The sequence below is a fragment of the Fictibacillus sp. EA-CB0309 genome, assembly GCF_055814265.1.
On sequence record NZ_CP169271.1, the window covers coordinates 1,757,074 to 1,782,023 of the forward strand.

A 24,950-nucleotide genomic window follows, 5' to 3' on the forward strand; every position below is an offset into this window, starting at 1 on the left:
AAAAGGTAAAATACTTTTTCATTTATCATGTAAACCTTGATAGATAGTAAAAAAACTGAATGTTCGGAAGGGTTTGTAAGTCCATTGTTCGGATTGTAACCACTCCTCACAATATGGTATTATGCTAGATAGAAATTGTTCGCAAATAGAAAGGAAGTCGGATTATGAAACGCAGACTTGCCAGAGAAAAAGCATTTCAATCGCTTTTTCAAATTGAAGTAAGTGACACATCAGCTAATGAAGCTATGGAGCATGTTTTAGAAGGAGAGCCATCTGATGAATTTTTAACAAAAATGGTTCATGGTACGGTAGAAAATAAAGAGGAGATCGAGCGTTTTCTGACGCCGTATCTTGAAAAATGGAGTTTTTCAAGACTGGCAAATGTGGAGCGAGTTGTTCTGCAAATGGCAGCGTACGAATGGCTCTATATGGAAGAAGTCCCTAAGAACGTAACGTTGAACGAAGCGATTGAAACGGCTAAAATCTTTGGCGGTGAAGAAGCAGGACGTTTCGTAAACGGTGTCCTAGGAAAAATAATCAAAGACATTAACAATAAATAAATAATTAACAACAACTTTTGAGGGGATTTAGAATGGCTGTGTTAGATGGAAAACAAATTGCGAGAGAGATTAGAGAACAACTTGCAAAAGAGATCCAAGACCTAAAACAAGAAGGAACTGTTCCTGGTTTAGCTGTTATTCTAGTAGGCGATCACCCAGCGTCTCGTTCATATGTTCTTGCAAAAGAAAGAACGTGTAAAGAGCTCGGAATGCACTCTGTATTATCTGAACTTCCTGAATCTATTTCTGAAGAAGAATTATTGGAATACATTCAAACGTTTAACAATGATGAACAAATTGATGGGATCCTTGTACAACTCCCCTGCCTTCACATATTAGTGAATCAAAAGTAATAGAAACAATCCTGCCTGAAAAAGACGTGGACGGTTTTCATCCAATTAACATTGGTCGAATGCATGCCGGTGACGAACACGCTTTTATTCCTTGTACACCACTAGGTATTTTAGAGATGGTAAAACAGACAGGTGAAGAAATTTCTGGTAAGCATGTTGTCGTTGTAGGGAGAAGCAACCTTGTTGGAAAACCTGCTGGGCAACTGTTTTTACAAGAAAATGCGACTGTAACGTTCTGTCATTCGAGAACAAAAAATCTAACAGAACAAACCTTGCAAGCCGATATTCTAATAGCAGCAGTAGGAAAACCGAACCTTATTACAGAAGATATGGTTAAACCTGGTGCAGTTGTTATTGATGTGGGTGTAAACCGTATGGAAAACGGCAAATTGTGTGGAGATGTAGACTTTCAAGCAATCAAACCAAAAGCAAAACATATCACTCCAGTTCCTGGTGGAGTAGGTCCAATGACGATCACGATGCTGATGAATAACACGGTGCTTGCTTCAAAATGGAGAAAGAAGCTAAAGGAAGTTCTTTAATGCAAAACAACAATCGGTATGTCCCAATATCGGCTGTAACCCGGTATATTAAGCGATTATTTGAAAATGACGGCAATTTGCAGGATGTTTGGGTAAAAGGTGAATTATCTAATGTGAAGCTGCATAGCAGAGGACATTTGTATTTCACCCTGAAAGATGCAAACAGCAGAGTTTCAGCGGTTATGTTTGCAGGGAATAACAGATACTTGAATTTCAAACCTGAGGAAGGTATGAATGTTTTGATTCAAGGATCTTTCTCTGTGTATGAACCACAAGGGCAATATCAGCTCTATGTGAAAACGATGCAGCAAGACGGAGTTGGCAACTTGTTTCAAGCTTATGAGAACCTAAAGTATAAGCTAGAACAAGAAGGGCTTTTTGATTCATCACAAAAAAGCCGCTGCCAAAGTTTCCAACAGAGATCGGTGTGATCACTTCTCCGACAGGGGCTGCTGTCAGAGATATCGTCACAACAATCAAACGCCGTTTTCCTTTAGCGGCTATCACTTTATATCCTGTTCTTGTCCAAGGGCCTGGTGCAGCACCAGCCATTGTCCGTGCGATAGAACAAGCAAACGATGTAAGTAAGGCAGATGTGCTGATCGTCGGACGCGGCGGGGGATCGATCGAAGAATTATGGGCGTTTAACGAAGAGATCGTTGCTCGAGCAATCTTTTCTTCAGAGTTGCCTGTCATTTCCGCGGTAGGGCATGAAACAGATTTTACAATATCTGATTTTGTTGCAGATCTAAGAGCACCGACACCAACAGCAGCAGCCGAGATGGCCGTACCTCACCTAGATGAACTGGGTGATAGGCTCTTCCAAAGAAGTGTAAGGCTTAAGAGAGTTATGAATGAATATTTGGCAGGGCATCAACAGCATTTGTCCCGCCTGCAAAAATCGTATGCATTCAAATATCCTACTCAACTAGTAAAACAAAAAGAGCAGGAACTTGATAGAAACTTGGATAAATTAAAAAGAACTGTTGAAAGTTTTGTAGGTCAGCACCAGAACCAGCTGACACAAATGAAGCGTCAACTATCATTGTTTTCACCTGCAGGACAGCTTAACAAAGCGAACGAACGAGTTGTTTCTTTACATAAATTATTGGTAAAAGAAACTAACCGCCATGTAAGGCAGCACCAAAAGGAATTCTCTAATAAGATTTCAAGGCTATCTTCTCTAAATCCACTTGCCATTATGGAGAGGGATATAGCTTAACGTATAAACAAGGAAAGAAAGAACTCGTTAAATCTGTTAAACAAGTAAAAGCAGGAGATGCGTTAACGATAAAGTTAAAAGATGGACAGGTTGATTGTCACATCACGGGAACGGAGGCGTCTTTAACGAATGAGTGAAAAAGCGGGCAAACTTACATTTGAAGAAGCGATGGTACAGCTTGAAGAAATCGTAGAAAAGCTTGAGCAGGGTGATGTACCGTTAGAGGAAAGCATTGATTTGTATCAACAAGGCATGAAGCTTTCAAAGTTATGTCATACAAAACTAAAAAATGTTGAGAAGAAAATGGATACAATCATGCATGAAGATGGAAGAGAAGAACCTTTTGTGATTCAGGAGGAAGATCATTGATAGCGTTCGAACAATATCTTCGTGATAAAAGAAATTGGTTGAGGATCAGATGGTTGTATACTTGAATCAGCTTAAAGCTCCTGCAACGCTAAAGAATTCGATGTTGTATTCCATTTCAGCTGGCGGCAAGAGAATCAGACCTATTCTTGCACTAGCTGTCATGGAATCCTTTGAAAAGGACCCTCTGCAAATTTTAGATGCTGTATGCTCTATAGAATTTGTACACACGTATTCATTGATACACGATGATCTCCCGTCGATGGACAATGATGATTACAGAAGAGGAAAACTCACTAGCCATAAAGTGTTTGGAGAAGCTCAAGCGATTCTAGCGGGAGATGCTCTTTTAACGGAAAGCTTCACCCTAATTACAAACAACCTATTACTGACTCCTGAACAAAAAGTTAAGATGATCGCAGTTCTTTCAAAGGCTGCTGGAGCAACCGGAATGGTTGGAGGTCAAGTCGAGGACCTTGAGGGAGAAGACAGAGATCTTACTTTACATGAGTTGGAAAGCATCCATGAAAAAAAGACGGGGAAAATGCTAGAGTGTTCCGTGTTATTTGGCGGGATTGCTGCTGATGCTTCAGAAGATGACCTTTTGCACTTGCAAAGTTATGCACGCCATATTGGAATCGCATTTCAAATTCAGGATGACATCCTTGATGTAACCGGAAATCAAGATGATTTAGGAAAACCCGTCGGAAGTGATGAAGCCAATTTAAAAACGACATATCCTAAAATACTAGGTCTGGATGGAGCAAAGAAAGAAATGGAAAATCATATACATATTTCTTTGGAACATTTAGACAGAATCAACGGAAATACAGGCATATTAGCGTCCATTGCTGACTACATTATAAAAGAAACCACTAATAGATTGTTGAGCAATTGGAAGTATGATATGATATTATTTGCTTTGGAGTGGTGCAGTATTCTAGTCAGCCCCCGTTCCTGAAGGCGGGCCTAAAAATCCGCCAAAGGGCACATCGATGAAGTTCCTTGTATTGGCTTGAGGCGCCCAGCCTTGGGTCAACGCTGGGAGTTAAGGTTGAAGGGCGATCCACAATGGCATGTGGGCGATGACCCTTCTTCCGCGGAGGCCCCATATTTGCGGTTTGTGTTCAAAAGACCTTACTGCGAAATGGGGTTTGAACCTGCTTTGCCGCTTTTCTTGATTTCAGGAAAAGAGAAGGCGAGCAGCGTAGCCTGCCTTGAGTGGAGCTTGAGGGGATTATGGTGTGAAAAGCCTGTATCGGTTGGCCGCTGATTTTGAGCTTTATACCATATGAAATCTTCTCTGCAAAAGAGGCTAGGGAATGTGCGCGAGGCTGTTGAGGAAAACTCCTAGACTGTTCTAAATTTGACACCTTTTAGGGATTATAGTGCGGACTAAGTGGTAATCTAGTCTAACGTTTGGTGACAGCGTTAAGAAGAGAGTAAAGGGAAACCGCGAATATGGCGACATTTCGTACTCTTCTGGGAAAACCTACTGGACCTAAGCCGCAGTCTTTACTTAATAAGGTGACCACTCCCTTATTACATAAAGTGACCAAAAAAGAAGGAGTTATGCATGAAGCATTCCTTTTCTAAAACACTCAAATGGAGTACAAGCATTGCCGTTATCACTCTTGTGTTAGCGGCTATTTTTACAGTTGTGTCCTCCTTTTTATTAAACGGAGTTTCTTGGGCTATTGGTATGGGAATCGTCTTTTTAATCGTTCTAACAGGCGTATTCTTTGATATTGTAGGTGTTGCTTCAACAGCTGCGAAAGAAGTTCCATTTCATGCGATGGCATCAGAGAGGGTTCCTGGTGCAAGACATGCTATAATCATTACAAGAAACGCGGATCGTGTAGCGAATTTTTGTAATGATGTAATAGGGGACATTTCCGGTATTGTGAGCGGAACAGCATCTGCTGCAGTAGTAGTGGAACTTACACTCTCTATGGGGAATAATTCTGGATCAAACTCAGAGTATTTGATCTCGATCATCTTCACGAGTGTAGTAGCTGCTCTTACTGTCGGAGGCAAAGCCCTTGGAAAATCATACGCGATCAACCACTCAACCTTTATTATTTTTCAGGTTGGGCGTTTATTATATTTTTTAGAGGAAAAATTAAGAATTAAACTGCTATCGCCTGCTAAAAGAGAGAAGAAAAGGCGTTAATGGAAAGAGAGGCATATTCCATGAACCTGGAAGATATTCAAGATCCTCATTTTTTGAAAACTTATGAGACCGAACAATTAAATGAATTAGCTGGTGAGATCCGTTCTTTTCTAATTGAAAAACTTTCAGTTAGAGGAGGCCATTTAGGCCCTAATTTAGGTGTAGTAGAACTGACGCTTGCTATGCATAAAGTGTTCGATAGCCCAAAGGATAAATTTATTTGGGATGTAGGCCACCAGGCATATGTTCATAAAATCCTTACAGGAAGAGCTTCTCAGTTCGATACACTTCGTCAATACAAAGGATTATGCGGATTTCCAAAAGGATTGAAAGTGAGCATGATGTTTGGGAAACAGGTCATAGCTCTACGTCACTTTCAGCTGCAATGGGAATGGCAATAGCACGTGACTTGAAAAAACGGATGATAAAGTGATTGCTGTCATTGGCGATGGTGCTCTAACAGGCGGAATGGCCTTAGAAGCGCTAAATCATATCGGTCACGAAAAGAAAGATCTAATTGTTATCCTAAACGATAACGAGATGTCTATCGCACCAAATGTAGGAGCTCTTCATAACGTTCTTGGACGCATGAGAACAGCTAGAAAATACAATAAAGCAAAAGATGAGTTAGAGTCACTTATACGCAAAATCCCAGCATTTGGCGGGAAGTTAGCTGCGACGGCAGAACGTGTAAAAGACAGCTTGAAGTATTTATTAGTGTCTGGCATGTTTTTTGAAGAACTAGGATATACCTACTTAGGCCCTGTTGACGGTCATGATGTGGAAGATTTAATTGAAAATCTAAGCTACGCTAAAAAGACAAAAGGTCCTGTCATCGTTCATGTCCTTACGAAAAAGGTAAAGGCTACGAACCCGCAGAAACTGATAAAAAAGACAGCTGGCACGGTGTAGGCCCGTATAAGATTGAATCAGGCGAACAAATTAAACCACAGCAACAAGGGCCATCATACAGCGGTGTTGTGAGCAAGACGTTGGAGAAATTATCACATAAAGATGAAAGAATCGCAGTGATAACTCCTGCAATGACGATTGGATCGAAGCTTGTGGATTATGGAAAAGCTTTTCCTGATCGCTTGTTCGATGTTGGAATTGCCGAACAGCATGCAACAACGATGGCAGCAGGACTATCGACACAAAACATGAAGCCGGTGCTTTCCATTTATTCTACATTCTTACAGCGAGGCTACGACCAAGTGGTACATGACGTTGCCAGACAGAACCTGAATGTGGTATTTACGATTGACCGATCTGGTTTGGTTGGTGCAGACGGTGAAACACACCAAGGTGTGTTTGATATCGCCTTCTTGCGTCATATCCCGAACATGGTGTTAATGATGGGTAAGGATGAAAACGAGCTGCAACATATGGTACACTCTGCTCTTCAATATGATGACGGTCCTATTGCGATCAGGTTTCCAAGAGGAAACGGTTCCGGTGTTCCGATGGATGAAGAGTTTGAAAGTATCCCAATTGGATCTTGGGAAGTTCTAAAAGAAGGAGACGATGTTGCGATTCTCACTTTTGGAACAACGATTCCTATGGCACTTGAAGCTTGGGAAATACTCGCAAAATCCGGAGTATCTGCCCGAGTTATTAACGCGCGCTTTATTAAACCTTTAGATTCAAAAATGCTCAATGAGCTTTACGCACAAAACATGCCAATACTTACATTAGAAGAGGCTGTCCTTCAAGGCGGATTTGGAAGTGCTGTTTTAGAACATGCAGCGGATAACCATGCGAATGTAATCGTGGATCGAATGGGGATACCTGATTGTTTTATTGAGCATGGAAGTGTTACAAAGCTTTTAGAAGAAATCGGAATTACAACACCTGATCTAGTCAACCGTGTTAAAGCGCTTGTTAAGAGAAAGGCAGAAAAGGGTCTTCTTACATGAAAAAAGAACGTGTAGATGTTTTGCTTGTCAACCGGGGGCTTTGTGAAACAAGAGAAAAAGCAAAAAGATCTGTTATGGCAGGGCTTGTATATTCAGGAACGAACCGGATGGATAAGCCTGGAGAAAAAATTGAACAGGATGCCCCTTTACAAGTTAAAGGTGATGTAATCCCATATGTCGGAAGAGGCGGTCTGAAGCTCGAAAAAGCACTTAACGTTTTTTCTTTTGACGTGAAAGATAAAATTGGGATGGATATTGGAGCATCTACAGGCGGTTTTACAGATTGCGCTCTTCAAAACGGCGCATCCTATATATATGCAATCGATGTAGGCTATAATCAGCTGGCTTGGAAGCTTAGAAATGATCCTAGGGTAGCTGTAATGGAAAGAACAAACTTTCGTTATGTGACCCCTGACCAGCTAAAACAGGGCGTCCCGGATTTTGCAACGATCGACGTTTCGTTTATCTCATTGCGTATCATACTTCCTGTTCTGGCTCAGTTGATGCCTGAGGGCGAATTAATCGCATTAATTAAGCCTCAGTTTGAAGCGGGCCGAGAAGAAGTGGGTAAGAAGGGAATCGTTAGAGATTCGAAAGTTCATGCAAGAGTGATCGAAGAGATCATTGATTTTGCTCGTAAAACAGGCATAAATCCAGTGGGATTATCATTTTCACCTATAACTGGGGGAGATGGAAACATTGAATTTTTGATGCATGGAAAAGTGAATAACGAGGATTCCTTAACAATCACTTCTGAAAAAATAAATGAGGTTGTTAAGGAAGCTCATGACACATTAAAGAAAGAGCGGGAATAAATTCTCCGCTCTTTTATTATTTTCATTCATGAAAAATTTACATCTTATGCACAATAGTATAAGATAAAGTCAGAATGTGACAGTGTAAATTGAGGTGGAATTGCGAGTGAATAAAGGACAACGACATATTAAAATACGTGAAATGATTAGCAATTATGATATTGAAACACAAGATGACTTAGTTGAACTGTTAAAAAATGCAAACTTTAATGTGACACAAGCAACGGTTTCTCGTGATATTAAAGAATTGCATCTTGTCAAAGTTCCTATGAATGACGGACGCTACAAATACAGTCTTCCGGCTGATCAGAGGTTCAATCCTCTTCAAAAGTTAAAAAGAACACTTACAGACAGCTTTATTAGCATTGATTATGCAGACCATTTAATTATTATGAAGACCCTGCCTGGTAACGCAAATGCAATTGGAGCGTTAATCGACAAGTTAGATTGGGAAGATTTAATGGGAACGATCTGTGGGGATGATACCATCCTGATCATTTGTCGTTCAAAAGATGTTAGTGCAGATGTATCGCAGCGCTTTTTAGATATGCTGTAATTTTTAAAATAAGGTGTGATGTAGTTGCTAGCAGAATTAAGTATCCGTAATTTTGCTATAATTGATTCCTTAACTGTCTCTTTTAAAAAAGGATTAACTGTGTTAACTGGTGAAACAGGGGCAGGTAAGTCAATCATTATTGATGCGATCGGCCTGTTAATCGGCGGGAGAGGCTCTACTGAGTTTGTTCGTTACGGTACTCATAAAGCCGAGATCGAAGGATTGTTTCATATTCATCCTGGACATCGCGTTTACGAAAAATGCGAAGAAGTCGGAATTTCGATTTCAGAAGAAGATGAAATGGTTGTTCTAAAAAGAGATATTACGGAAAACGGCAAAAGCATTTGCAGAGTAAACGGAAAGCTTGTTACACTCTCTGTTCTTAAAGAGATCGGACAGGCTTTAGTAGACATTCATGGACAGCATGAGACCCAATATTTGATGCAGCCTGACAAACATCTCTTTTTACTCGATAGCTTTGGTGATAAGGGTTTCAAGAAAGAAATCATTACTTATGAAGCAGCGTTTAAAGAGTATAAAGAAATCGGCAAACAGCTTTCTGAACTATCCAGAAACGAACAAGAAATCGCTCAGCGAATTGATTTATTGGAATATCAATTCGAAGAGATATCTGGTGCCAATTTAATTCCAGATGAGGATATTAAACTTGAAGAAGAAAAGAATATGTTATCGAACTTCGAGAAAATTCACGGGTCTCTTCAAGATGCCTATCACAATTTATACGGAGAAGGAAAAGCGCTTGAGTTGATTTCAAGTGCCCTGGCTGATTTTTCTCAAGTAGCAGCACTAGATGAGTCGTTAAAAGCTGATGAAGAACAATTTGGCAGCAGTTTTTATGTTTTAGAAGAGCTCACATATAAAATTCGGGATATGTTTGATTCATTAGAATATAACCCCGAAAGACTCAACAGTATAGAATCACGGCTTGATGAAATAAGTAAACTTAAACGTAAGTACGGAACTTCAGTTAAAGAAATAATTAGTTATGGGGAAAAAATCAAAAAAGAGCTTGAACTGATTCAAAATAAAGATAACCACATAGAAGTATTAAAAAAGAAACAAGACCATATTATTTCAAAACTTGAGACCTCTGGTAAAAAGCTTACTAAGAAACGAACAGAAACTGCAAAAATTTTGAAAAACGCTATACAGCAGCAGCTAAAAGAGCTGTATATGGAAAAAACAAAGTTTGAGGTGGTTATGGGCCGAATAGAAGAAAGCCAGTTCTTAAAAACGGGAATGGATTCTGTGGAGTTTTATATATCTCCGAATCCTGGTGAGCCGCTTAAACCGCTATCTAAAGTTGCTTCAGGCGGGGAATTATCCAGGATCATATTAGCTTTAAAGACTATTTTCTCTGAAAACCAGGGAATCACTGCCATTATTTTTGATGAAGTAGATACAGGTGTTTCAGGGCGAGTCGCACAAGCCATAGCTGAAAAAATCTACCGTGTTTCTGTAGGTTCACAAGTACTTTGTATAAGCCATCTTCCACAAGTTGCTGCGATGTCTGATACACATCTACACATCTCAAAAGATACCTTGCAAGGAAGAACAGTTACAAAGGTTCTTACATTAAAAACGGATGAAAAAGTAAATGAAATAGGCAGAATGATCTCTGGGGTTGAGATTACAGATCTCACAAAACAACACGCTAAAGAATTACTGGAGCTTGCAGAGTCCATTAAAAAGTCATCATAAACTTTATTCATGAAAAAGCTATCCATTTAAGGAATAGCTTTTTCTTTTTTCTCGGTTATAAACTCATGGTCCATAGGCTAAATTAAAGGTACAGCCATGGTGAGGGTGTGAGCTAGGAGCGAGGAGAGTGTAAGATGTATAAGGATTTACTTCGGCGAATGATCGGCGTTATTCTCCTTGGAAGTTTAGTGGGAATCGGTTTTTTGTCTCCTGTGCGTGAATATGTATCAATGCCTAAATCGATTACCTTTTTTGAAGGACAACATGCATTACAATCCCTTCCTGCGGGGACAACCATTCAACAGGAAGAAACAAATATTTATACAACTGCAATGGAAAGCCAAAGAATCGTTTCGATTCAAGCCAAAACAAACGGTGATAGCATGGCAACTCTTGAAGCAGCAAGTTTTCCCATAAAGAAGATGAATGTAAAAGTTTTGTCTGATTTAAAGGTTGTACCAGGCGGACAATCCATAGGTGTGAAACTAAATACACTAGGGGTCCTAATAGTTGGGCATCATCTTGTTAATACGACTGCAGGAAAACAATCTCCCGGTGAAATTGCCGATATTCAGGTAGGAGATATTATTACCAAAATTAACGGAAAAAATATTAAGAAGATGGGTGATGTCAGCCCATTCGTTAAACAATCTGGGGAGTCTCGAAATCCGTTAGATGTAACGATAATAAGAGACGGCAAAACACTTCATAAAACACTTAATCCTCTGCAGGACAAAAACGATCAGTCTTATCGAATTGGACTATATATTCGTGATTCAGCAGCAGGGGTTGGAACGTTGACTTTCTATGATCCGGCATCATTTAAGTATGGTGCGTTAGGTCATGTTATTTCTGATATGGATACGAAGAAGCCGATTAAGGTTAATAACGGTGAAATTCTAGGATCGACCGTAACCTCTATTGAAAAAGGTTCAAACGGACATCCTGGAGAAAAATTAGCACGTTTCTCGAATGACCAAAGGATTTTGGGAAATATATCCAAAAACAGTCCTTTTGGGATATTTGGCAAATTAAATGACAAATTATCAAACGGTGATTGGAACAAGCCATTGCCAATTGCTCTTTCTGATCAAGTAAAAGAAGGTCCTGCTAAAATCCTAACTGTAGTGGATGGATCGAAAGTACGGGAATTTAACGTAGATGTTGTAAGTTCTGTTCCGCAAAAGTTCCCTGCTACAAAAGGTATGGTTATTAAGATCACGGATCCTGAGCTGTTAAAAATAACTGGGGGAATCGTTCAGGGGATGAGCGGAAGCCCTATTATTCAAAATGGCAGAATCATCGGTGCCGTTACACATGTTTTTGTAAATGATCCAACATCAGGTTATGGCGTTCATATTGAATGGATGCTTGATGAAGCAGGGATCAATATCTATAAAGAAACAAAACAGGCGAGTTAATTCACTTGCCTGTTTTTTTGGGATTTTTTTATAAGGTGTTTTTACATTGTTGCTTTTGAATTTGGTCGATTTCCGTTCCAGGTTGCTCGCTTTCCGCGGGGCAGGCGGTGAGCCACATTCGAACGTTTCACTCTTAAGTGTCTCACCTGACCGCTTGTCCCGCAGGAGTCTCGCACCTTGCACTTCAATCAACTTGCAAATGAAGAGAAAAACCTTAAAGCAAATCCTTATGAATATAGCTTTAAAAAAGGGAAACAACACCTGAAGAGGAAATATTAATTGCTCCAACAGAAACGGTATAAGCGAAAACAGACTTTTTTTATAATTTAGACAATCGCAAGAAAATTTTGTATAATGAATGGTGTAAAGAAAATTCGACAAAAGAATATGATTACATACCAATAACTGTCGAAATTCAAAGTAAATTGAAGAAAATGGCTTTATCTGCTACTAAAACAAAATAATTTTAAAAAATTTAAAACAAAATAAAGGGATTTAACATTTATTGTTGAAATTGTACATTGGGAAAAACAAGAAATTGTTGGATGGGGAGGAAATAATGGTGCAAAAAATTAAAGTTTGTCTAGCTGATGATAATCGTGAGTTAATTAGTCTTTTGAGGGAATATCTTTCAAGTCAAGATGATATGGAGGTAATTGGGGTTGCATATAACGGTCAAGAATGTTTGTCCGTTTTAGAAAATAAGAATCCTGATGTATTAGTTCTTGATATAATTATGCCGCATCTAGACGGATTAGCTGTACTTGAAAAGATCAGATCAAGTGATGATCTGCCTCAACCGAATGTTATCATGTTAACGGCATTTGGCCAGGAAGATGTAACGAAGAAGGCAGTAGACTTAGGAGCGTCATACTTTATCTTGAAACCATTTGATATGGACAATCTGGCTAGTCAAATCCGTCAAATCTGCGGATCTGAGAAATCAACTGTTCAACGCGCATCCAGCAACATTCGAAACAATTTCCAATCAACGATCAACAAACCGCGCAACCTTGATGCAAGCATTACAAGCATTATTCATGAAATTGGCGTTCCTGCTCATATTAAAGGGTATATGTACTTAAGAGAAGCAATTTCAATGGTATACAACGATATTGAACTGTTAGGATCCATTACAAAAGTTCTTTATCCGGATATCGCAAAGAAATTTAATACAACATCAAGCCGTGTTGAACGTGCCATCCGCCATGCGATCGAAGTTGCATGGAGCCGTGGAAATATCGACAGCATCTCATCCCTATTCGGCTATACGGTTTCTATGTCAAAAGCGAAGCCAACGAATTCAGAATTCATCGCAATGGTCGCTGATAAGCTAAGAATTGAACATAAGGTAATGGCATAAATACTTACCCACTCATTCTGTAATTAATGAAAGCCAATAAACATGATTTTAAGCCAATAAATTTTTTAACGGAAGTCCAATGAATTTTTATAATTCGTTGGGCTTTTTGCGTTTGAAAAGAGGAGTGAAATTATGAAGCTGTCTGAAACTGAATGGTACTTAAACGACTTTTTAATTTTCTGCCAAAGCAAAAATTTATCGAAAAAAACTCTTTCATCATATGAACAAACATTAAAACTTTTTCTATTGTGGCTGAAGAATGAGCAAGAATTGGAAGAGATCAATCGTGTTAAAACAGGACATATTAGACAATACATTGCTTATGTGCAGGAACGTGGCAAATACACCGTAGTTAATCGAAAAGAATCAATCAACATAAATCACCCACACAACAGAAAAGATTTCAGTAAGACCGTTAGCAACGTCACAATCAACAATTATATTCGGAATATTAAAGTATTCTTCAATTGGCTGCATGACGAAGGAGAAATTAGAAAGAATCCAGTTGATGGGATAACAGCAATAAAAACGGAGCGAAAACAGAAAAGTGGGATTACGAAGCAAGAATTTCAAAAGTTGTTAGACGCTTTCGATTACACCAAATATCATGGTTACCGAAATAAAGTTCTCGTTATGTTGCTTCAAGACACAGGGACAAGAATAGGTGAAACCTTAGCTATTGAGAATGATGATATTGATTTTAAACATCGTATGATATTGATGAAACATACAAAAGCCAGACAAGAACGTTATGTGTATTTCTCACAGCAACTGGCTCGTGAATTAAAACATTACATTCAGTTTAAAGACAGGTATACGGATTCATTGTTACTATTCCCAACGACACGTGGCACACAAATGTCCGTACCATCATTTGAGAAGCAATTGAAACAAACTGGAGATAGGGCTGGTGTTTCAGTACACCCGCATCAGTTGAGAAACAATTTTGCACGACAATATTTATTGAATGGTGGCGATATATTTACGCTTTCAAAAATATTGGGACATTCTTCAGTTCAAGTAACGGAACAAGCGTACATGGATTTAACTCGTGAAGAGATCGCAAGGAAGTATCATGAACATTCGCCATTAGCGAAGTGGAGAGTCAGATAAAATAAAAAACGAACAGGTCATAGGGCGGCAACCCTGCTGTTCGTTTAACACACACAACCCAAAAGGATTGGTATGTTTATTTTAGCATGTTTTCCTTTTGGCGACAAAAGAGGAGAGTTATACATGGATATTAAAACTGAAATCAATCACCTTCAGAAACAAATGCTATCACGTCTACAGGTTAAAAAAGGTTCGACTATGTTTATCATTATCGAGGCGATTTCTCGTCAAGCTGTGAAATCTGGTGCATTTAGGGTATCACAGAAAAATTCTACACTTGCAACAAAAGCAGGAGTGAACCCTTCCACCATTTCTAGAGCGTTGAGAAAATTAAAAGATAAATGTAGCGATATTATTTCTATCTATCAGAATCGCAACTGTAAGGAAAATTTTGCGGCTCTTGTTTTTGAATTTTCACCTCAAGAAATTGACCTACTTAGTAATAAGGAGGTAGAACGTCAAACGGAAACGTCAAACGGTGAACAAACGGAGCCAGTCAATACTGACAACGACAGTACACAGGTGGCTGAAGTTCCTTCTAATTTATCTTCTAAGATTTATAATTTGGTATTCATTAAAAATACAAGTAAAGATAAAGAAACTAATATGATTGTTAAACAAGATGTTGACCATTCGGAAACAATTTATGAAGAATATATTAATGCAAAAAAACAAGGAATCAACAAAACGCTGTTTAAAAAAATCCTAGCTCAAGTAGAACATAAAAAAGGAATCAGTAATTTTAAAGCGTATTTGCGTGGAACAATTAAAAATGTGATGGAACATATTGAAAGTAAAAAGAACACTAGCAGCGTTTATGATTTTTATAATTATTTGGAGTCAGAAGATGAAGGTATTACATACAGCTTAAGGAATAAATTCGTCACATTTGATTGGTTGAATAATTGAATATTAACATTCAACGTCAGTATTCCGTCAGCTTTGCGTTTAGTTCGTGTTGGGTAGGCAATACTCGTGGAACAAAAGAAAACACCAGCCATGATTGACTGGTGAGTGGAGAATGTTATTGATTCAATTCATCCTCTGAAATTTGTTTTGATGAACAGTTCTTTAAAAGATTTTGAAATTCATCTATTATTGTTATATCTCTCGGTTTTGAATAATCGAGGTTAAAATCTATTCTGTCTGACTCGTCTTCATAAATGCGGATTGTGAAGTAAAAACGATTTTCAGCGCTTTCAAATTCTACTAACATTTCATCTTTAAGGACAAATGGATCGAAGTTTATTTGGCTGTATTCATCTAGCTTGCGGATAATGCCCAAATTATTTTCTCCATAAATTTCTTTTTGAAATGAATACTCATTACTTATAAGATTTTCTATACCTTTAACCATAATATCTTGAACGTGCATTGTATCAAAAAGATATCTGAAAGCTTTCAAATCGTGTAAAACTGTGTCTATTTTTTTATCAACAGAATTTAAAAATGTAATGCCATTTTTTTCATGGTTGCGTCAATTTCATCATCATTGAGTAAAATTTCAAGTTCCTCATTGTAATGTTCTTGCCACAATGTTTTCCAATCTGTTGAGTTTGTTGCAGTTGTCATAATCAATTCCACCTTTTTTTGAATTTTACTATTAGCAATCGGTGGCTTATGTAATTGGTTTTTTGTAATGCCTTATGTCGGCTAATTCAATATAGCAAGATGATTTAAAGTTGTCTAGTTAAAACACGAATTATAATAATGTTAAAACGTGTTAATGTTCGTTTTTTATGAACGTTAAATAGAGACGGTATATGTAACTCACAGCAATTTGCCGCATGTGGTATTTTACGGTTATATGGGGTTTAAAGGTCAAGTACACTAAATAAAAAAACGCAATTTACCACCGGCAAATGCGTTAAGAATTTTTTAATATTTTTATTTCTTTTTCTTCGTATCAATCACAATCAATTTTGGTCGCTGTTTCTTTTTAACTTTAGCAAGGATTTCTTCACGTTTCATGAGTTGAGAAAACAATTGGTTGAGATCACTCACTTTATCACCTCCAAGTCTAACTTTTGACATTTAATAAATAACTCCTTTTTTAATATTGGAAAATGATATAATTACATAAAAAGGAAATGGGTGTTCGAATGAATAATCAACTTGATGATTTTGAATTGTTGCTTAAATTTGTAGAACCTCAATTTACAGAAAATCTGCTCAAAGGAGAAATTTATTTTTCAAGAAATCGTCATTTTATAAATTTGGAAGAGCAACAAATTGACGTAGGCATTGGTGATAAGCGAGAAGGCGTGTGGAGTAAAGTTTTAAATCCTCAAACCGAAGAAATGTACATTACCATGGAAAACGGAGAAGAGATCAAACTGGATTTTGAAAAAGGAGTTTTCCGACAAACATACGATGATTTGAAAGATTATCCAATTTGCTGTTTTGTTGTGCTTTCGTTTAAAAATGGAGATTTATTAACTTTAGAGAACGAAAATAAAATAATCATAGAACCTCAACTTGCACAGAAATTATCAGAACAATTTGCTGGAAGGAATATGATTTTATTTACAGAACCATCAGAATTCATTAAACGGATAGATGACGTTCTTAAAAAGAAAAAGTTAAATTTCATACGTGATTATGTTAAATATTATGATGATGAATTAGATGCACATCCATTGCCACGTGAAGATTTTCATAAGAAGCCCTATAAATCTCTTTTGTATAAAAGGAAATTCTTTGATTTTCAAAGAGAATATCGAATTGTTATAAGGGAAAAGTCTGATAAAGATTTATCAATTAATGTAGGCAATATCAAAGACATAACAATTGATTTAGGAACAATTCAACAAGGGCGATTAGAAATAAATCTTAAATATACGGAAAATGAAAAAGCTACAAAATAAAAGGGAAGTGGTCACTCATGCGTAAATTAATCAAATTGTTCGTAGCTGTAGCGTTGCTCTGGGGTATAATCTTTTTTACTGCATGGGTTACATTGTTCCCTTATGAAAAGGATAAAGCTGAAGAAGCTGATCGAATCAAAGAGTTACGAGAAATGAGAGCGCCATTAATTGAAGAATTAAGTAAAAAGTAAATTGCGGGGAGGGAAACATATGGACAAATTTGTAATGATATTGCCTCTTGTCGGTGTACTTGTTGGTGGACTTATAACCTTTTTTATACAACGGAGCATGGTTAAGAGACAGCAAAATTGGGACAGGGAAAAGCTTAAAATTGATAATTATTATAAAGGTGAGTCTGAGAAATTCAAAGCGTATAACAAATTATTGCAAAATGATAGCATATACCGCATACATGATTTTGACAGGCATAAAGGTGGAATGCTGAATCAAAAAGTATATAACGAATATGCCAAACCAATTATATTTGATATTTATCATTTATTAGATGAAGAAGTAGCCAAAGAAGTAAATAACATCGAAGAAATTTATACAAAACAGCTACATGAAGAAGAAGCAAACTCAAGTGACAGAAAAAATCTTAGCGACAGCTACTTGAAAATAATAGATACAATTCAACAAAAATTTCAAGAGTATCGTGAATCAAGAAAAAATATAGTATAATAAAAATAACCACAACCGTTTTCGGCTGTGGTTATTTTTATTATAAGCAACTTTCTATGTAATTTAACATGTGTAAGATTGAGTCACCAAATGGTTCATTATTAAGTAGCAATTGACCGTTTTTATAATCAAGAGTATGATCGCTACCACATTCTTCAGAAATACTGTCAATTTCAATTACGCCTTCATTGAAGTAAAGTCGGTGTTCAGTTTCGTACATATTGTATTCTGGGTCGGTTGCCCATGAAAATATCAAATCAATTAGTTCTAAGAATTTTTGAGCTTTAGTTAAATCGGTGATAATTCCTTCTTCGATTTCTTCCAGCAATGATGATTTGTTATAAATCATGCTTTCAACAGCGACATGTAAAGATTCATCTTTAAGAATTGATTCGTCAAAATCTGCTTCCAGTAAATTCTTAACAACTTCTTCCATTGTGTTTGGTAATGCTTGAGTTTTCATAATAATAATCCTCCAAATTGTTTTTGTTTTTGATTACACCTGAATTGTATTGTGTTCAAATGAAATGTCAGGTAAATAGGAGAAAAAAGTTTAATAATCTTTTTTCTTCATTAAATAGGCAAAATAAAAGACGCTCCATTAATCGGAACGTCTGCTAATTTTAATTGGCTTTCCACTCAAACTCGCAAGATCATGAATCATGCCTTTCGTTTTTTATTTTTTGTAAACTCTTCAAGTTGTTTCCTTTGCTTTTCGACATCTACAGTTTTTCTCCTGTTTTCCTAATTGTATTGCCAATAATCGTTTCATCATAACTGTTACCCGTTAGCTTTGCTAAGTCCTTCCTGAGTTCTGGTGTATCAATGAACGCAAAACATTGATACTTCTTATTTGCTCTGTTTCTTGTCGTGTACTCAAGGTCGTGGCCGGCTTTAATAAGGTCTACAGCGAGTGTTTTTTTGTAAATCATTTTAATACCCATTAAACGTACTCCAAGCACTGTTCAATCTTCTGTACAGAATTATAATCAAACCATTTTAAAGTTTTAAGTAGTTCTTCAGCATTTTGCATCTTGATTTCAAATGCCATCGTTTCAGTCTCTTCCAACATATTAAAATCCTCAACAAAACTGTTAATCACTCGGTACTTACAAAAAGGACCTTCCTCATTTTTGGAGATACATTCCTTCAACATTTCAATAGCAGCAGGTATTAGCTCTCGTTCCATTTGTTAAATCCTCCTTTAAATCCCTATTTATTCAAGTGTACAACGTGCGAATTTTGCCGGCAAATTTGTTCAAAAAATTTTTCGGAACTGCTTTACACTCCTGAAAAGAACAATACAATAGCGGAGTTAATAACAAAAAATGTCCGACAATGTCCTTACTTTTATTGTTGGTATGTATATACGTTATATAAGCGATTTTTAGGAGGATATAAAATGAAAACTAAACAAAGACGTTCAGAAAAGTTGTCTGCAAGAATTACGAAAGAAATAATGCTGGCATTGGAAAAATATGCAGAAATTCAAGATATAACAGTTTCACGTGCAGCAGAAAAGTTAATTAAAAAAGGTCTTGTAAGTGGAAAACAAAATGATTGAGACAAAAAAGCAATATATCACAAACCTCATTGAAGAAAGCGGAAAAACAAAAGCTGACTTATTTAATGAGAAATACAACTCAATCATTGCTGGCGGTGTAGGAACGGGGAAGTCAACATTTGTTTGTCGTTCGTTATCAAAACTATTGGAATGTGACCCAGGTGAAATCCTGCTAGCAGCTCCATTGACTTCTATCGTTAATCAATTGGTTGCCAAAGGAGAAGTAGTTAAGAAGAGTCAAAATGAACTATTGAGAACGGGTTTTTTTACATTAGACAATGTTTCCGTTTGTACATATCATGCTCTAAAGAATGCGATTCTTGGTCGTGAAAATGCTAAAATTCCACAACAAATTAAGTACATAGTATTTGATGAAGCACACCAAATGATTACTGCGGAAAGTTATGCAAAACATGGATCGTTCTTTTTGAAATGGATAGAAGATAACAATATTCAAGCATTGTTTTTAACAGCAACTCCAAAGGCACTATTAACATATAAACATAGTAAGAAGCCTTTTAAGGAAGTTCTCGGTGTGAAATCAAATGTAAAAGTAGGAAACATTTATTTTACAACTGAAACCGATTTGTTAAGTCACGTTAAGTTCTTTTCACGAGGCGACAACAAAATTTTCATTGCTGTCCAAACGGTAACAGATGCCTTGAAGTTGGAAAAAGAATTGAATGAGCGATTACCTGGTTCTGCATATGCGATTTTCAGTCGTTATCATGACAAGGCAAATGATGAAATGATTGAAACAGCGGACAAAGTAATTAAAACCGAGCAATTCCCAGAAGATGTTCGTTTTTTGATTGTCAATGGAGCTTATACTGAAGGAATGGAATTACAGACAAAATGTGATTATGCAATCATAAAACAGCCTTCTGTAGATAGCATTGTTCAAGCTGTCGGGCGCTTACGTCAAGGTGTGAATGATGTTGTAGTTGTACTATCGCAAAGTAAGTTTTTTGCTCAAGATAAGCTTTTATTCGATGAGTTTGAGAAATTCTTAACAGCATATCGAGCAGAAAATAGTGAAGTTGTGAAACGTGAAATGTTGTTGGGAATGTATCATGAACAAAATGAAAAATATGGGAAGCATGAGTTCGTAGAAGTTCATAAAGTGATCAATTACGTAGCTGACTATCAAATTAATATGCCGTTATATCATAACTTGGAAATTAAGTTGAATGACGCATATAAATTATATTGTGTAGATGGCGAAATATCTTCAGAACAATTTGAATCACTTGAAACCACTTTCAGACCATATTTTCCTGACACAAAATTTTATATTATGAATGATAAAGGTTTTGTATGTAAGGAAGAACAGTTCAATCAAGACCTTATGGAATTTGTAAATGACATTGTCGGAAGAACAATATATGCGAATCCTCATGAAAATGGAATTGATGTTTCATCAGTATGTCGTAAGATCATGCAGCTTCGTGAAAAATACAATTTGAATTTTGAGAAGCCAGTGACTAAACTGAAACAATTAAATACCATCTTGAAACCATATGGTTTTAATGTAGGTAATCGTAGTTCGGAAAGAAACAAAGAAGGCATTGTTATCAAGAAGTATAAGATGATTTATTGTACCACTTCGTAAATGAAGTGGTATTTTCTTATTCATTAACATAGCATGTGGTACATCATGAAAGATTGTACCACTTCCTAAAAAATTGCTAATTCTTATAGTAATCACAGTATGTGGTACAAATCAGCCGAAGGCAAAACAATGATAATACGAAGCGCTAGCGGAGTAGTTGATGAAAAAGCGCTTTTTGCTTTTTCGTCAACAAGGTCTGGTGGGACTATGCCCACCTAGTATAAATAAAATAAAAATATTAAATTAACGTTAGTACAATTTGAGTACTAACGTTAATCTAAAGATCAAAAACTATCTACTCATTTTTTTCCTGGTCAAAGAGGAAAGGACCAGTTCCTGGGAAATACAAAAAATATTAAATCCCAGCAGTTAGAAATTGGAAATAGGGTATATACACATTTAAAAACTGTTAAAAATGTATTAAAAACATAAAAAAACACATATTTTCTATTCGTTTTTTGAGTGTTTTTACTTCGAAATCCGTAGATTATTGATGTGGAAATTCAAAGAAACTCAAGCATGGTGCGGAATTATTGGACTATGTTTTGTTTAATATGCGGCATTTTTGAAAAATCTCAGTTATGGGGAAAAATATTTTTTGTATTTCCCACCCCTCAGTCCTCTTGTTCCCTACCTATTTTTCCATTTGACCTAGAGGGGGCTATTTGTTGAAAAATTTTAGTTAAGGAAAATGAATTTTCCAGAGAAGACCACCCTCAGTCCTTTTGTTACCCTCCAGGAAAAAAACCACCTATCATTTTGACATGATTAAGTGGTCTGTATTATTATCCTTCTATTTAAATGAAAAACACACTAAAACCATATATGTTTGTAAAAATATAGTATAATTGACATACGAAATCTAATAGAAACGGTGATAACTATGGGGAGTAACTTTTCATTTTTCCGTGGGAAATGGGACGTGTTAGCAAACCTAGGCGAAACTGCAGAAAATAATGTATATCAAGATCCACATACAACCTTAATGAAACTGCGTCTTTTTGGTGAGACCATAACTAAAATCATATTAGCTTCTGAAAATATTAAAGAAACTTATGATACAAGACAAGTTGATAGAATTAATACTTTACGTCGTGAAGGATTAGTTGAGCCTGAGTTAATTGATATTTTTGAAGCTCTTCGTCAGAAAGGTAATTTAGCATCTCATGAAGCATATGGAAAAACTGAAGAAGCAAAAGCTCTCATTAAATTAACTTTTCGTCTATCAACTTGGTTTATGGAAGTTTACGGAGATTGGGACTTTGAAGCATCTGAGTACATAGAGCCTAATGAGGACACGAAAGTTGATGTTGAAAAACTTCAACAGGAATATGAAGATAAAGTAAAGGAACTTGAAGAGGAATTAGAGTTAGCTCGCCAAAAGGCAGAAGCTGAAAAAGATGAAGTTAAGATCGAACGGAAGAAAATTTCTAAAAACTTCATGCGTAGACAACAGTTATCTGAAGCTGAAACAAGAGCAATAATTGATCAAAAACTTCGTACTGCAGGTTGGGAAGCAGACACAAATAATTTAAACCAACAAACCAAAAGGACAACTCCTGAAAAAAACAGAAACATGGCAATTGCAGAATGGAAAGTAAATGGTGGCAGAGTGGACTATGCACTTTTCGTAGGTCTTCAATTAGTGGGAATTATTGAGGCTAAAGCGCAAAGAAAGAACATTCCTGGTATCCTAGAGAGTCAAACCAAAACGTATGCAAAGAATATCATTCAGCATGGAAAAGAAGAGATCACTCCTACAACAGGTAATTATAAAGTTCCTTTCTTATATGCAACAAACGGTAGGCCATACCTCAAACAATTACAAGAAGAGTCAGGTATATGGTTTTGGGACTCTCGTAAACCATTAGAACATGCTCGCCCATTAGAAGGATGGCATTCTCCTGCTGATTTACAACTTCTTCTGAGTCAAGATGATGCAGATGCGAACAAACGGCTTGAAGAAGAGGACATTAAAAAGTTCGGTCTACGACAATATCAACAAAAAGCAGTTCTTTCTGCTGAAGCAGCCTTAAAAGAAGGACAAAGAAAAATGTTGGTTGCTATGGCAACAGGAACAGGTAAAACTCGGACTGCTATTGCACTAATGTATCGTTTAATTAAGACAAAGAAGTGTCGGCGTATATTGTTTCTAGTTGATCGAAACTCTTTAGGCAAGCAAACTGAAGATGCCCTTAAAGATACCAAAATTGAAGGATACTCATTCTCGGATATCTATGATGTGAAAACACTTGAAGATATGACACCAGATGTTGAAACAAAAGTACAGATTGCTACTGTACAAGGAATGGTTCGGAGACTATTTTACAGTGATAGTGAAAAAATGCCTAGTATAGGTCAGTATGACTTTATCATTGTTGATGAAGCACACAGAGGTTATACAAGCGATAGAGAAATGTCTGAAGAGGAGTTAACCTTTCAAGATCAAAATGATTATATAAGTCAGTATAGACGAGTTATTGATTACTTCGATGCAGCTTGTTTAGGACTTACAGCAACGCCAGCACTTCATACAACTGAAATTTTTGGAATGCCAATCTACAAATATTCTTATAGTGAAGCTGTTTTAGATGGTTTTCTTGTTGACCATGAACCACCTTACTTATTTAAGACTGAATTATCCCAAGCGGGTATTAGTTTTGATAAAGATGAAGAGGTTGAGGTATTTGATGTTGACAGTGGAGAAATCCAATTAGAAAAGATGGAAGATACCGTAAAATTTGAGGTCGAACAGTTTAATAAAAAAGTGATAACAGAACCCTTTAATAGAGCGGTATTGGACAAACTTACAGACTATATTGATCCATCCAGTAAAGAAAAAACTCTTATATTTGCAGCTACTGACCAACATGCTGATTTAATTGTTCGATTACTTAAAGAAGCATTTAAAGAACGTGGTGACGAGGTAGAAGATGATGCCATTGTTAAGATTACTGGTTACATCTATAAACCTATAGAAATGATTAAAAGATTCAAAAACGAACGTCTACCCAATATAGTTGTGACTGTGGATTTATTAACTACAGGTATTGATGTACCAGCAATTACAAACTTAGTTTTCTTAAGACGTATACAATCACGTATCTTATATGATCAAATGTTAGGACGTGCTACCCGTTTATGTCCTGAAATTGGGAAGACTCATTTTAATATTTATGACGCTGTTGGTATTTATGATAAGTTGCAAAGCTATACAGAAATGAAACCTGTAGTTAAACAACAAAACCATACTATTGGTCAACTTCATGAATCCCTTTCGAATGCTACTTCAGAAGAAGAAGAAGCTTATTACCGAGAGCAATTAGTAGCAAAACTTCAACGTAGAAAACAAAAGTTCAATGAAGAAGGAATACAAAAATTTGAAGAGTTATCTAATGGCAAAAAATTAGATGATTGGGTGAAAGAAGTGCAGTCATATAATTCTCAAAAAGCGAAAAATGACTCACTCTTATTTGAGTTTGTAGAAACATTTCGTCCAAAAGGTGAAAAGCGCTTTATTTCTAATAAAGAAGATGAAGTAACAGATGTGGTTCGAGGTTATGGCGAAGGGAATAGTCGACCTGAAGATTATTTAGATGGATTTGTGAAATTCATTAAGGAAAACATGAATGAAATTCCTGCTCTTCAACTTGTGTGTACTCGACCTAAAGATTTAACAAGACAAGATCTTCGTGAACTTATTACAATATTAGAAACTAAAGGATTCAAGCAGTCTCATTTACAGACTGCATGGAAGCAAACAAGAAATCAGGATATAGCAGCAAACATAATAAGTTTTATCCGACAAGCGGCATTAGGTGAAGCGCTTGTGGATCACGACACTCGCATAAAAAACGCAATGCAACAAGTATACTCATTAAATGATTGGACTCCTAGACAGAAAAAATGGTTAGAGCGAATTGAAAAACAGTTAATTCAAGTACCTGTATTAGCACCCACACCTCAAGATGCGTTTTCAGATGAACCGTTCGTAAGTCGAGGCGGATACAAAATGTTAAAGCGAGAATTTGGTGATTACATTGATAAAGTAGTTACTACTATAAATGATAATTTATATATTAGTTAAAATTGTGCCTCTTTAAA

General features: G+C 36.6%; 24 protein-coding genes and 3 pseudogenes. 20 read left to right on the forward strand and 7 right to left on the reverse strand.

Translation table 11 applies throughout. The features are described from left to right. Positions 1-164: 164 nt before the first annotated feature. The 11 genes and pseudogenes from nusB (at position 165) to spoIVB (ending at position 11,646) form a co-directional block, all read left to right on the forward strand. Positions 165-560 (forward strand): transcription antitermination factor NusB, encoded by a 396-nt coding sequence (gene nusB, locus ACEWFH_RS09765; protein WP_473727009.1) that lies wholly within the window; start codon positions 165-167, stop codon positions 558-560. 32 nt (positions 561-592) lie between these two features. Beyond that, positions 593-1,455: pseudogene (gene folD, locus ACEWFH_RS09770) on the forward strand (bifunctional methylenetetrahydrofolate dehydrogenase/methenyltetrahydrofolate cyclohydrolase FolD). Beyond that, positions 1,455-2,814: pseudogene (gene xseA / locus ACEWFH_RS09775) on the forward strand (exodeoxyribonuclease VII large subunit). Before folD ends, xseA begins: the two co-directional pseudogenes overlap by 1 nt. Further along, a complete protein-coding gene (locus tag ACEWFH_RS09780; RefSeq protein WP_473727010.1) occupies positions 2,807-3,046 on the forward strand; it encodes an exodeoxyribonuclease VII small subunit in 240 nt (79 codons plus the stop codon). Before xseA ends, ACEWFH_RS09780 begins: the two are co-directional and overlap by 8 nt. 61 nt (positions 3,047-3,107) lie before the next feature. After that, positions 3,108-4,004 carry a polyprenyl synthetase family protein gene (locus ACEWFH_RS09785; RefSeq protein WP_473727011.1) on the forward strand — a complete coding sequence of 299 codons (897 nt, stop codon included), beginning with the start codon at positions 3,108-3,110 and terminating at the stop codon, positions 4,002-4,004. Between the two features lie 615 nt (positions 4,005-4,619). Beyond that, positions 4,620-5,216, forward strand: a complete 597-nt coding sequence (locus ACEWFH_RS09790; RefSeq protein ID WP_473727012.1) for a hypothetical protein — start codon at positions 4,620-4,622, stop codon at positions 5,214-5,216. 20 nt (positions 5,217-5,236) lie between these two features. After that, a pseudogene (gene dxs, locus ACEWFH_RS09795) lies at positions 5,237-7,132 on the forward strand (1-deoxy-D-xylulose-5-phosphate synthase). Beyond that, complete coding sequence (locus tag ACEWFH_RS09800) at positions 7,129-7,947, forward strand: TlyA family RNA methyltransferase (RefSeq protein ID WP_473727013.1); 819 nt, start codon at positions 7,129-7,131, stop codon at positions 7,945-7,947. The pseudogene dxs and the gene ACEWFH_RS09800 overlap by 4 nt, the downstream one beginning before the upstream one ends. 106 nt (positions 7,948-8,053) lie before the next feature. Then, the gene (ahrC, locus tag ACEWFH_RS09805; RefSeq protein WP_473727014.1) at positions 8,054-8,503 is read left to right on the forward strand and encodes a transcriptional regulator AhrC/ArgR; all 450 of its coding nucleotides are present in this window, start codon (positions 8,054-8,056) and stop codon (positions 8,501-8,503) included. A gap of 24 nt (positions 8,504-8,527) precedes the next feature. Further along, positions 8,528-10,225, forward strand: coding sequence for a DNA repair protein RecN (recN, locus tag ACEWFH_RS09810; RefSeq protein ID WP_473727015.1), 1,698 nt, complete (start codon positions 8,528-8,530; stop codon positions 10,223-10,225). Positions 10,226-10,359: 134 nt separating this feature from the next. Next, positions 10,360-11,646 (forward strand): SpoIVB peptidase, encoded by a 1,287-nt coding sequence (spoIVB, locus tag ACEWFH_RS09815; protein ID WP_473727016.1) that lies wholly within the window; start codon positions 10,360-10,362, stop codon positions 11,644-11,646. Between the two features lie 41 nt (positions 11,647-11,687). On the opposite strand, the gene ACEWFH_RS09820 is transcribed toward spoIVB, so the two are convergent. Next, on the reverse strand, positions 11,688-11,822 hold the full coding sequence (locus ACEWFH_RS09820; protein ID WP_473727017.1) for a hypothetical protein: 135 nt from the start codon (positions 11,820-11,822) through the stop codon (positions 11,688-11,690). Positions 11,823-12,208: 386 nt separating this feature from the next. Here ACEWFH_RS09820 and spo0A point away from each other — a divergent pair, with 386 nt between their 5' ends. From spo0A to ACEWFH_RS09835, 3 genes are all read left to right on the forward strand, one after another. Then, a complete protein-coding gene (gene spo0A / locus ACEWFH_RS09825) occupies positions 12,209-13,009 on the forward strand; it encodes a sporulation transcription factor Spo0A (protein WP_473727266.1) in 801 nt (266 codons plus the stop codon). A gap of 132 nt (positions 13,010-13,141) precedes the next feature. Further along, positions 13,142-14,122: a tyrosine-type recombinase/integrase gene (locus ACEWFH_RS09830; RefSeq protein WP_473727018.1), complete on the forward strand. Its 981-nt coding sequence runs from the start codon at positions 13,142-13,144 to the stop codon at positions 14,120-14,122. Between the two features lie 123 nt (positions 14,123-14,245). Beyond that, positions 14,246-15,031, forward strand: coding sequence for a hypothetical protein (locus ACEWFH_RS09835; protein ID WP_473727019.1), 786 nt, complete (start codon positions 14,246-14,248; stop codon positions 15,029-15,031). A gap of 115 nt (positions 15,032-15,146) precedes the next feature. Here the strand turns inward: ACEWFH_RS09835 and ACEWFH_RS09840 are convergent, their stop codons facing one another. The 3 genes from ACEWFH_RS09840 to ACEWFH_RS09850 all read right to left on the reverse strand — a co-directional run bounded on the left by ACEWFH_RS09840 (position 15,147) and on the right by ACEWFH_RS09850 (position 16,156). Continuing rightward, on the reverse strand, positions 15,147-15,407 hold the full coding sequence (locus ACEWFH_RS09840) for a hypothetical protein (protein ID WP_473727020.1): 261 nt from the start codon (positions 15,405-15,407) through the stop codon (positions 15,147-15,149). 158 nt (positions 15,408-15,565) lie between these two features. Next, positions 15,566-15,694, reverse strand: a complete 129-nt coding sequence (locus ACEWFH_RS09845; protein WP_473727021.1) for a hypothetical protein — start codon at positions 15,692-15,694, stop codon at positions 15,566-15,568. 315 nt (positions 15,695-16,009) lie between these two features. Continuing rightward, positions 16,010-16,156 (reverse strand): hypothetical protein, encoded by a 147-nt coding sequence (locus ACEWFH_RS09850; protein WP_473727022.1) that lies wholly within the window; start codon positions 16,154-16,156, stop codon positions 16,010-16,012. A gap of 68 nt (positions 16,157-16,224) precedes the next feature. Between ACEWFH_RS09850 and ACEWFH_RS09855 the strand changes: the two genes are divergently transcribed. From ACEWFH_RS09855 to ACEWFH_RS09865, 3 genes are read left to right on the forward strand one after another with little or no spacing between them, the layout of a single operon-like run. Continuing rightward, positions 16,225-16,989, forward strand: a complete 765-nt coding sequence (locus ACEWFH_RS09855) for a hypothetical protein (RefSeq protein WP_473727023.1) — start codon at positions 16,225-16,227, stop codon at positions 16,987-16,989. Positions 16,990-17,006: 17 nt separating this feature from the next. Then, positions 17,007-17,180 (forward strand): hypothetical protein, encoded by a 174-nt coding sequence (locus ACEWFH_RS09860; RefSeq protein ID WP_473727024.1) that lies wholly within the window; start codon positions 17,007-17,009, stop codon positions 17,178-17,180. A 19-nt stretch (positions 17,181-17,199) separates the two neighbouring features. Next, positions 17,200-17,670, forward strand: a complete 471-nt coding sequence (locus tag ACEWFH_RS09865) for a hypothetical protein (protein WP_473727025.1) — start codon at positions 17,200-17,202, stop codon at positions 17,668-17,670. Positions 17,671-17,710: 40 nt separating this feature from the next. On the opposite strand, the gene ACEWFH_RS09870 is transcribed toward ACEWFH_RS09865, so the two are convergent. The 3 genes from ACEWFH_RS09870 to ACEWFH_RS09880 form a co-directional block, all read right to left on the reverse strand. Continuing rightward, complete coding sequence (locus ACEWFH_RS09870; RefSeq protein ID WP_473727026.1) at positions 17,711-18,133, reverse strand: hypothetical protein; 423 nt, start codon at positions 18,131-18,133, stop codon at positions 17,711-17,713. Between the two features lie 259 nt (positions 18,134-18,392). Further along, positions 18,393-18,614: a hypothetical protein gene (locus ACEWFH_RS09875; protein ID WP_473727027.1), complete on the reverse strand. Its 222-nt coding sequence runs from the start codon at positions 18,612-18,614 to the stop codon at positions 18,393-18,395. After that, positions 18,614-18,859, reverse strand: coding sequence for a hypothetical protein (locus ACEWFH_RS09880; RefSeq protein WP_473727028.1), 246 nt, complete (start codon positions 18,857-18,859; stop codon positions 18,614-18,616). The genes ACEWFH_RS09875 and ACEWFH_RS09880 overlap by 1 nt, the downstream gene beginning before the upstream one ends. A gap of 213 nt (positions 18,860-19,072) precedes the next feature. Here ACEWFH_RS09880 and ACEWFH_RS09885 point away from each other — a divergent pair, with 213 nt between their 5' ends. From ACEWFH_RS09885 to hsdR, 3 genes are all read left to right on the forward strand, one after another. Further along, the gene (locus ACEWFH_RS09885) at positions 19,073-19,234 is read left to right on the forward strand and encodes a hypothetical protein (protein ID WP_473727029.1); all 162 of its coding nucleotides are present in this window, start codon (positions 19,073-19,075) and stop codon (positions 19,232-19,234) included. Then, positions 19,227-20,846 (forward strand): DEAD/DEAH box helicase, encoded by a 1,620-nt coding sequence (locus tag ACEWFH_RS09890; protein WP_473727030.1) that lies wholly within the window; start codon positions 19,227-19,229, stop codon positions 20,844-20,846. Before ACEWFH_RS09885 ends, ACEWFH_RS09890 begins: the two co-directional genes overlap by 8 nt. 883 nt (positions 20,847-21,729) lie before the next feature. Next, a complete protein-coding gene (gene hsdR / locus ACEWFH_RS09895) occupies positions 21,730-24,933 on the forward strand; it encodes a type I restriction-modification system endonuclease (RefSeq protein ID WP_473727031.1) in 3,204 nt (1,067 codons plus the stop codon). The last annotated feature ends 17 nt before the right edge of the window (positions 24,934-24,950 follow it).

Excerpts from the sequence above, each read along its gene's own strand:
- ACEWFH_RS09780 (WP_473727010.1), top strand. The coding sequence starts at position 2,807 with ATGAGTGAAAAAGCGGGCAAACTTACATTTGAAGAAGCGATGGTACAG.
- ACEWFH_RS09875 (WP_473727027.1), bottom strand. The coding sequence starts at position 18,614 with ATGGGTATTAAAATGATTTACAAAAAAACACTCGCTGTAGACCTTATT.
- ACEWFH_RS09800 (WP_473727013.1), top strand. The coding sequence starts at position 7,129 with ATGAAAAAAGAACGTGTAGATGTTTTGCTTGTCAACCGGGGGCTTTGT.
- ACEWFH_RS09880 (WP_473727028.1), bottom strand. The coding sequence starts at position 18,859 with ATGGAACGAGAGCTAATACCTGCTGCTATTGAAATGTTGAAGGAATGT.
- hsdR (WP_473727031.1), top strand. The coding sequence starts at position 21,730 with ATGGGGAGTAACTTTTCATTTTTCCGTGGGAAATGGGACGTGTTAGCA.
- ACEWFH_RS09835 (WP_473727019.1), top strand. The coding sequence starts at position 14,246 with ATGGATATTAAAACTGAAATCAATCACCTTCAGAAACAAATGCTATCA.
- nusB (WP_473727009.1), top strand. The coding sequence starts at position 165 with ATGAAACGCAGACTTGCCAGAGAAAAAGCATTTCAATCGCTTTTTCAA.
- ACEWFH_RS09885 (WP_473727029.1), top strand. The coding sequence starts at position 19,073 with ATGAAAACTAAACAAAGACGTTCAGAAAAGTTGTCTGCAAGAATTACG.
- spoIVB (WP_473727016.1), top strand. The coding sequence starts at position 10,360 with ATGTATAAGGATTTACTTCGGCGAATGATCGGCGTTATTCTCCTTGGA.
- ACEWFH_RS09855 (WP_473727023.1), top strand. The coding sequence starts at position 16,225 with ATGAATAATCAACTTGATGATTTTGAATTGTTGCTTAAATTTGTAGAA.
- ACEWFH_RS09890 (WP_473727030.1), top strand. The coding sequence starts at position 19,227 with ATGATTGAGACAAAAAAGCAATATATCACAAACCTCATTGAAGAAAGC.
- ACEWFH_RS09830 (WP_473727018.1), top strand. The coding sequence starts at position 13,142 with ATGAAGCTGTCTGAAACTGAATGGTACTTAAACGACTTTTTAATTTTC.
- ACEWFH_RS09865 (WP_473727025.1), top strand. The coding sequence starts at position 17,200 with ATGGACAAATTTGTAATGATATTGCCTCTTGTCGGTGTACTTGTTGGT.
- ACEWFH_RS09860 (WP_473727024.1), top strand. The coding sequence starts at position 17,007 with ATGCGTAAATTAATCAAATTGTTCGTAGCTGTAGCGTTGCTCTGGGGT.
- ACEWFH_RS09845 (WP_473727021.1), bottom strand. The coding sequence starts at position 15,694 with ATGACAACTGCAACAAACTCAACAGATTGGAAAACATTGTGGCAAGAA.
- ACEWFH_RS09870 (WP_473727026.1), bottom strand. The coding sequence starts at position 18,133 with ATGAAAACTCAAGCATTACCAAACACAATGGAAGAAGTTGTTAAGAAT.
- ACEWFH_RS09850 (WP_473727022.1), bottom strand. The coding sequence starts at position 16,156 with ATGTCAAAAGTTAGACTTGGAGGTGATAAAGTGAGTGATCTCAACCAA.
- ACEWFH_RS09790 (WP_473727012.1), top strand. The coding sequence starts at position 4,620 with ATGAAGCATTCCTTTTCTAAAACACTCAAATGGAGTACAAGCATTGCC.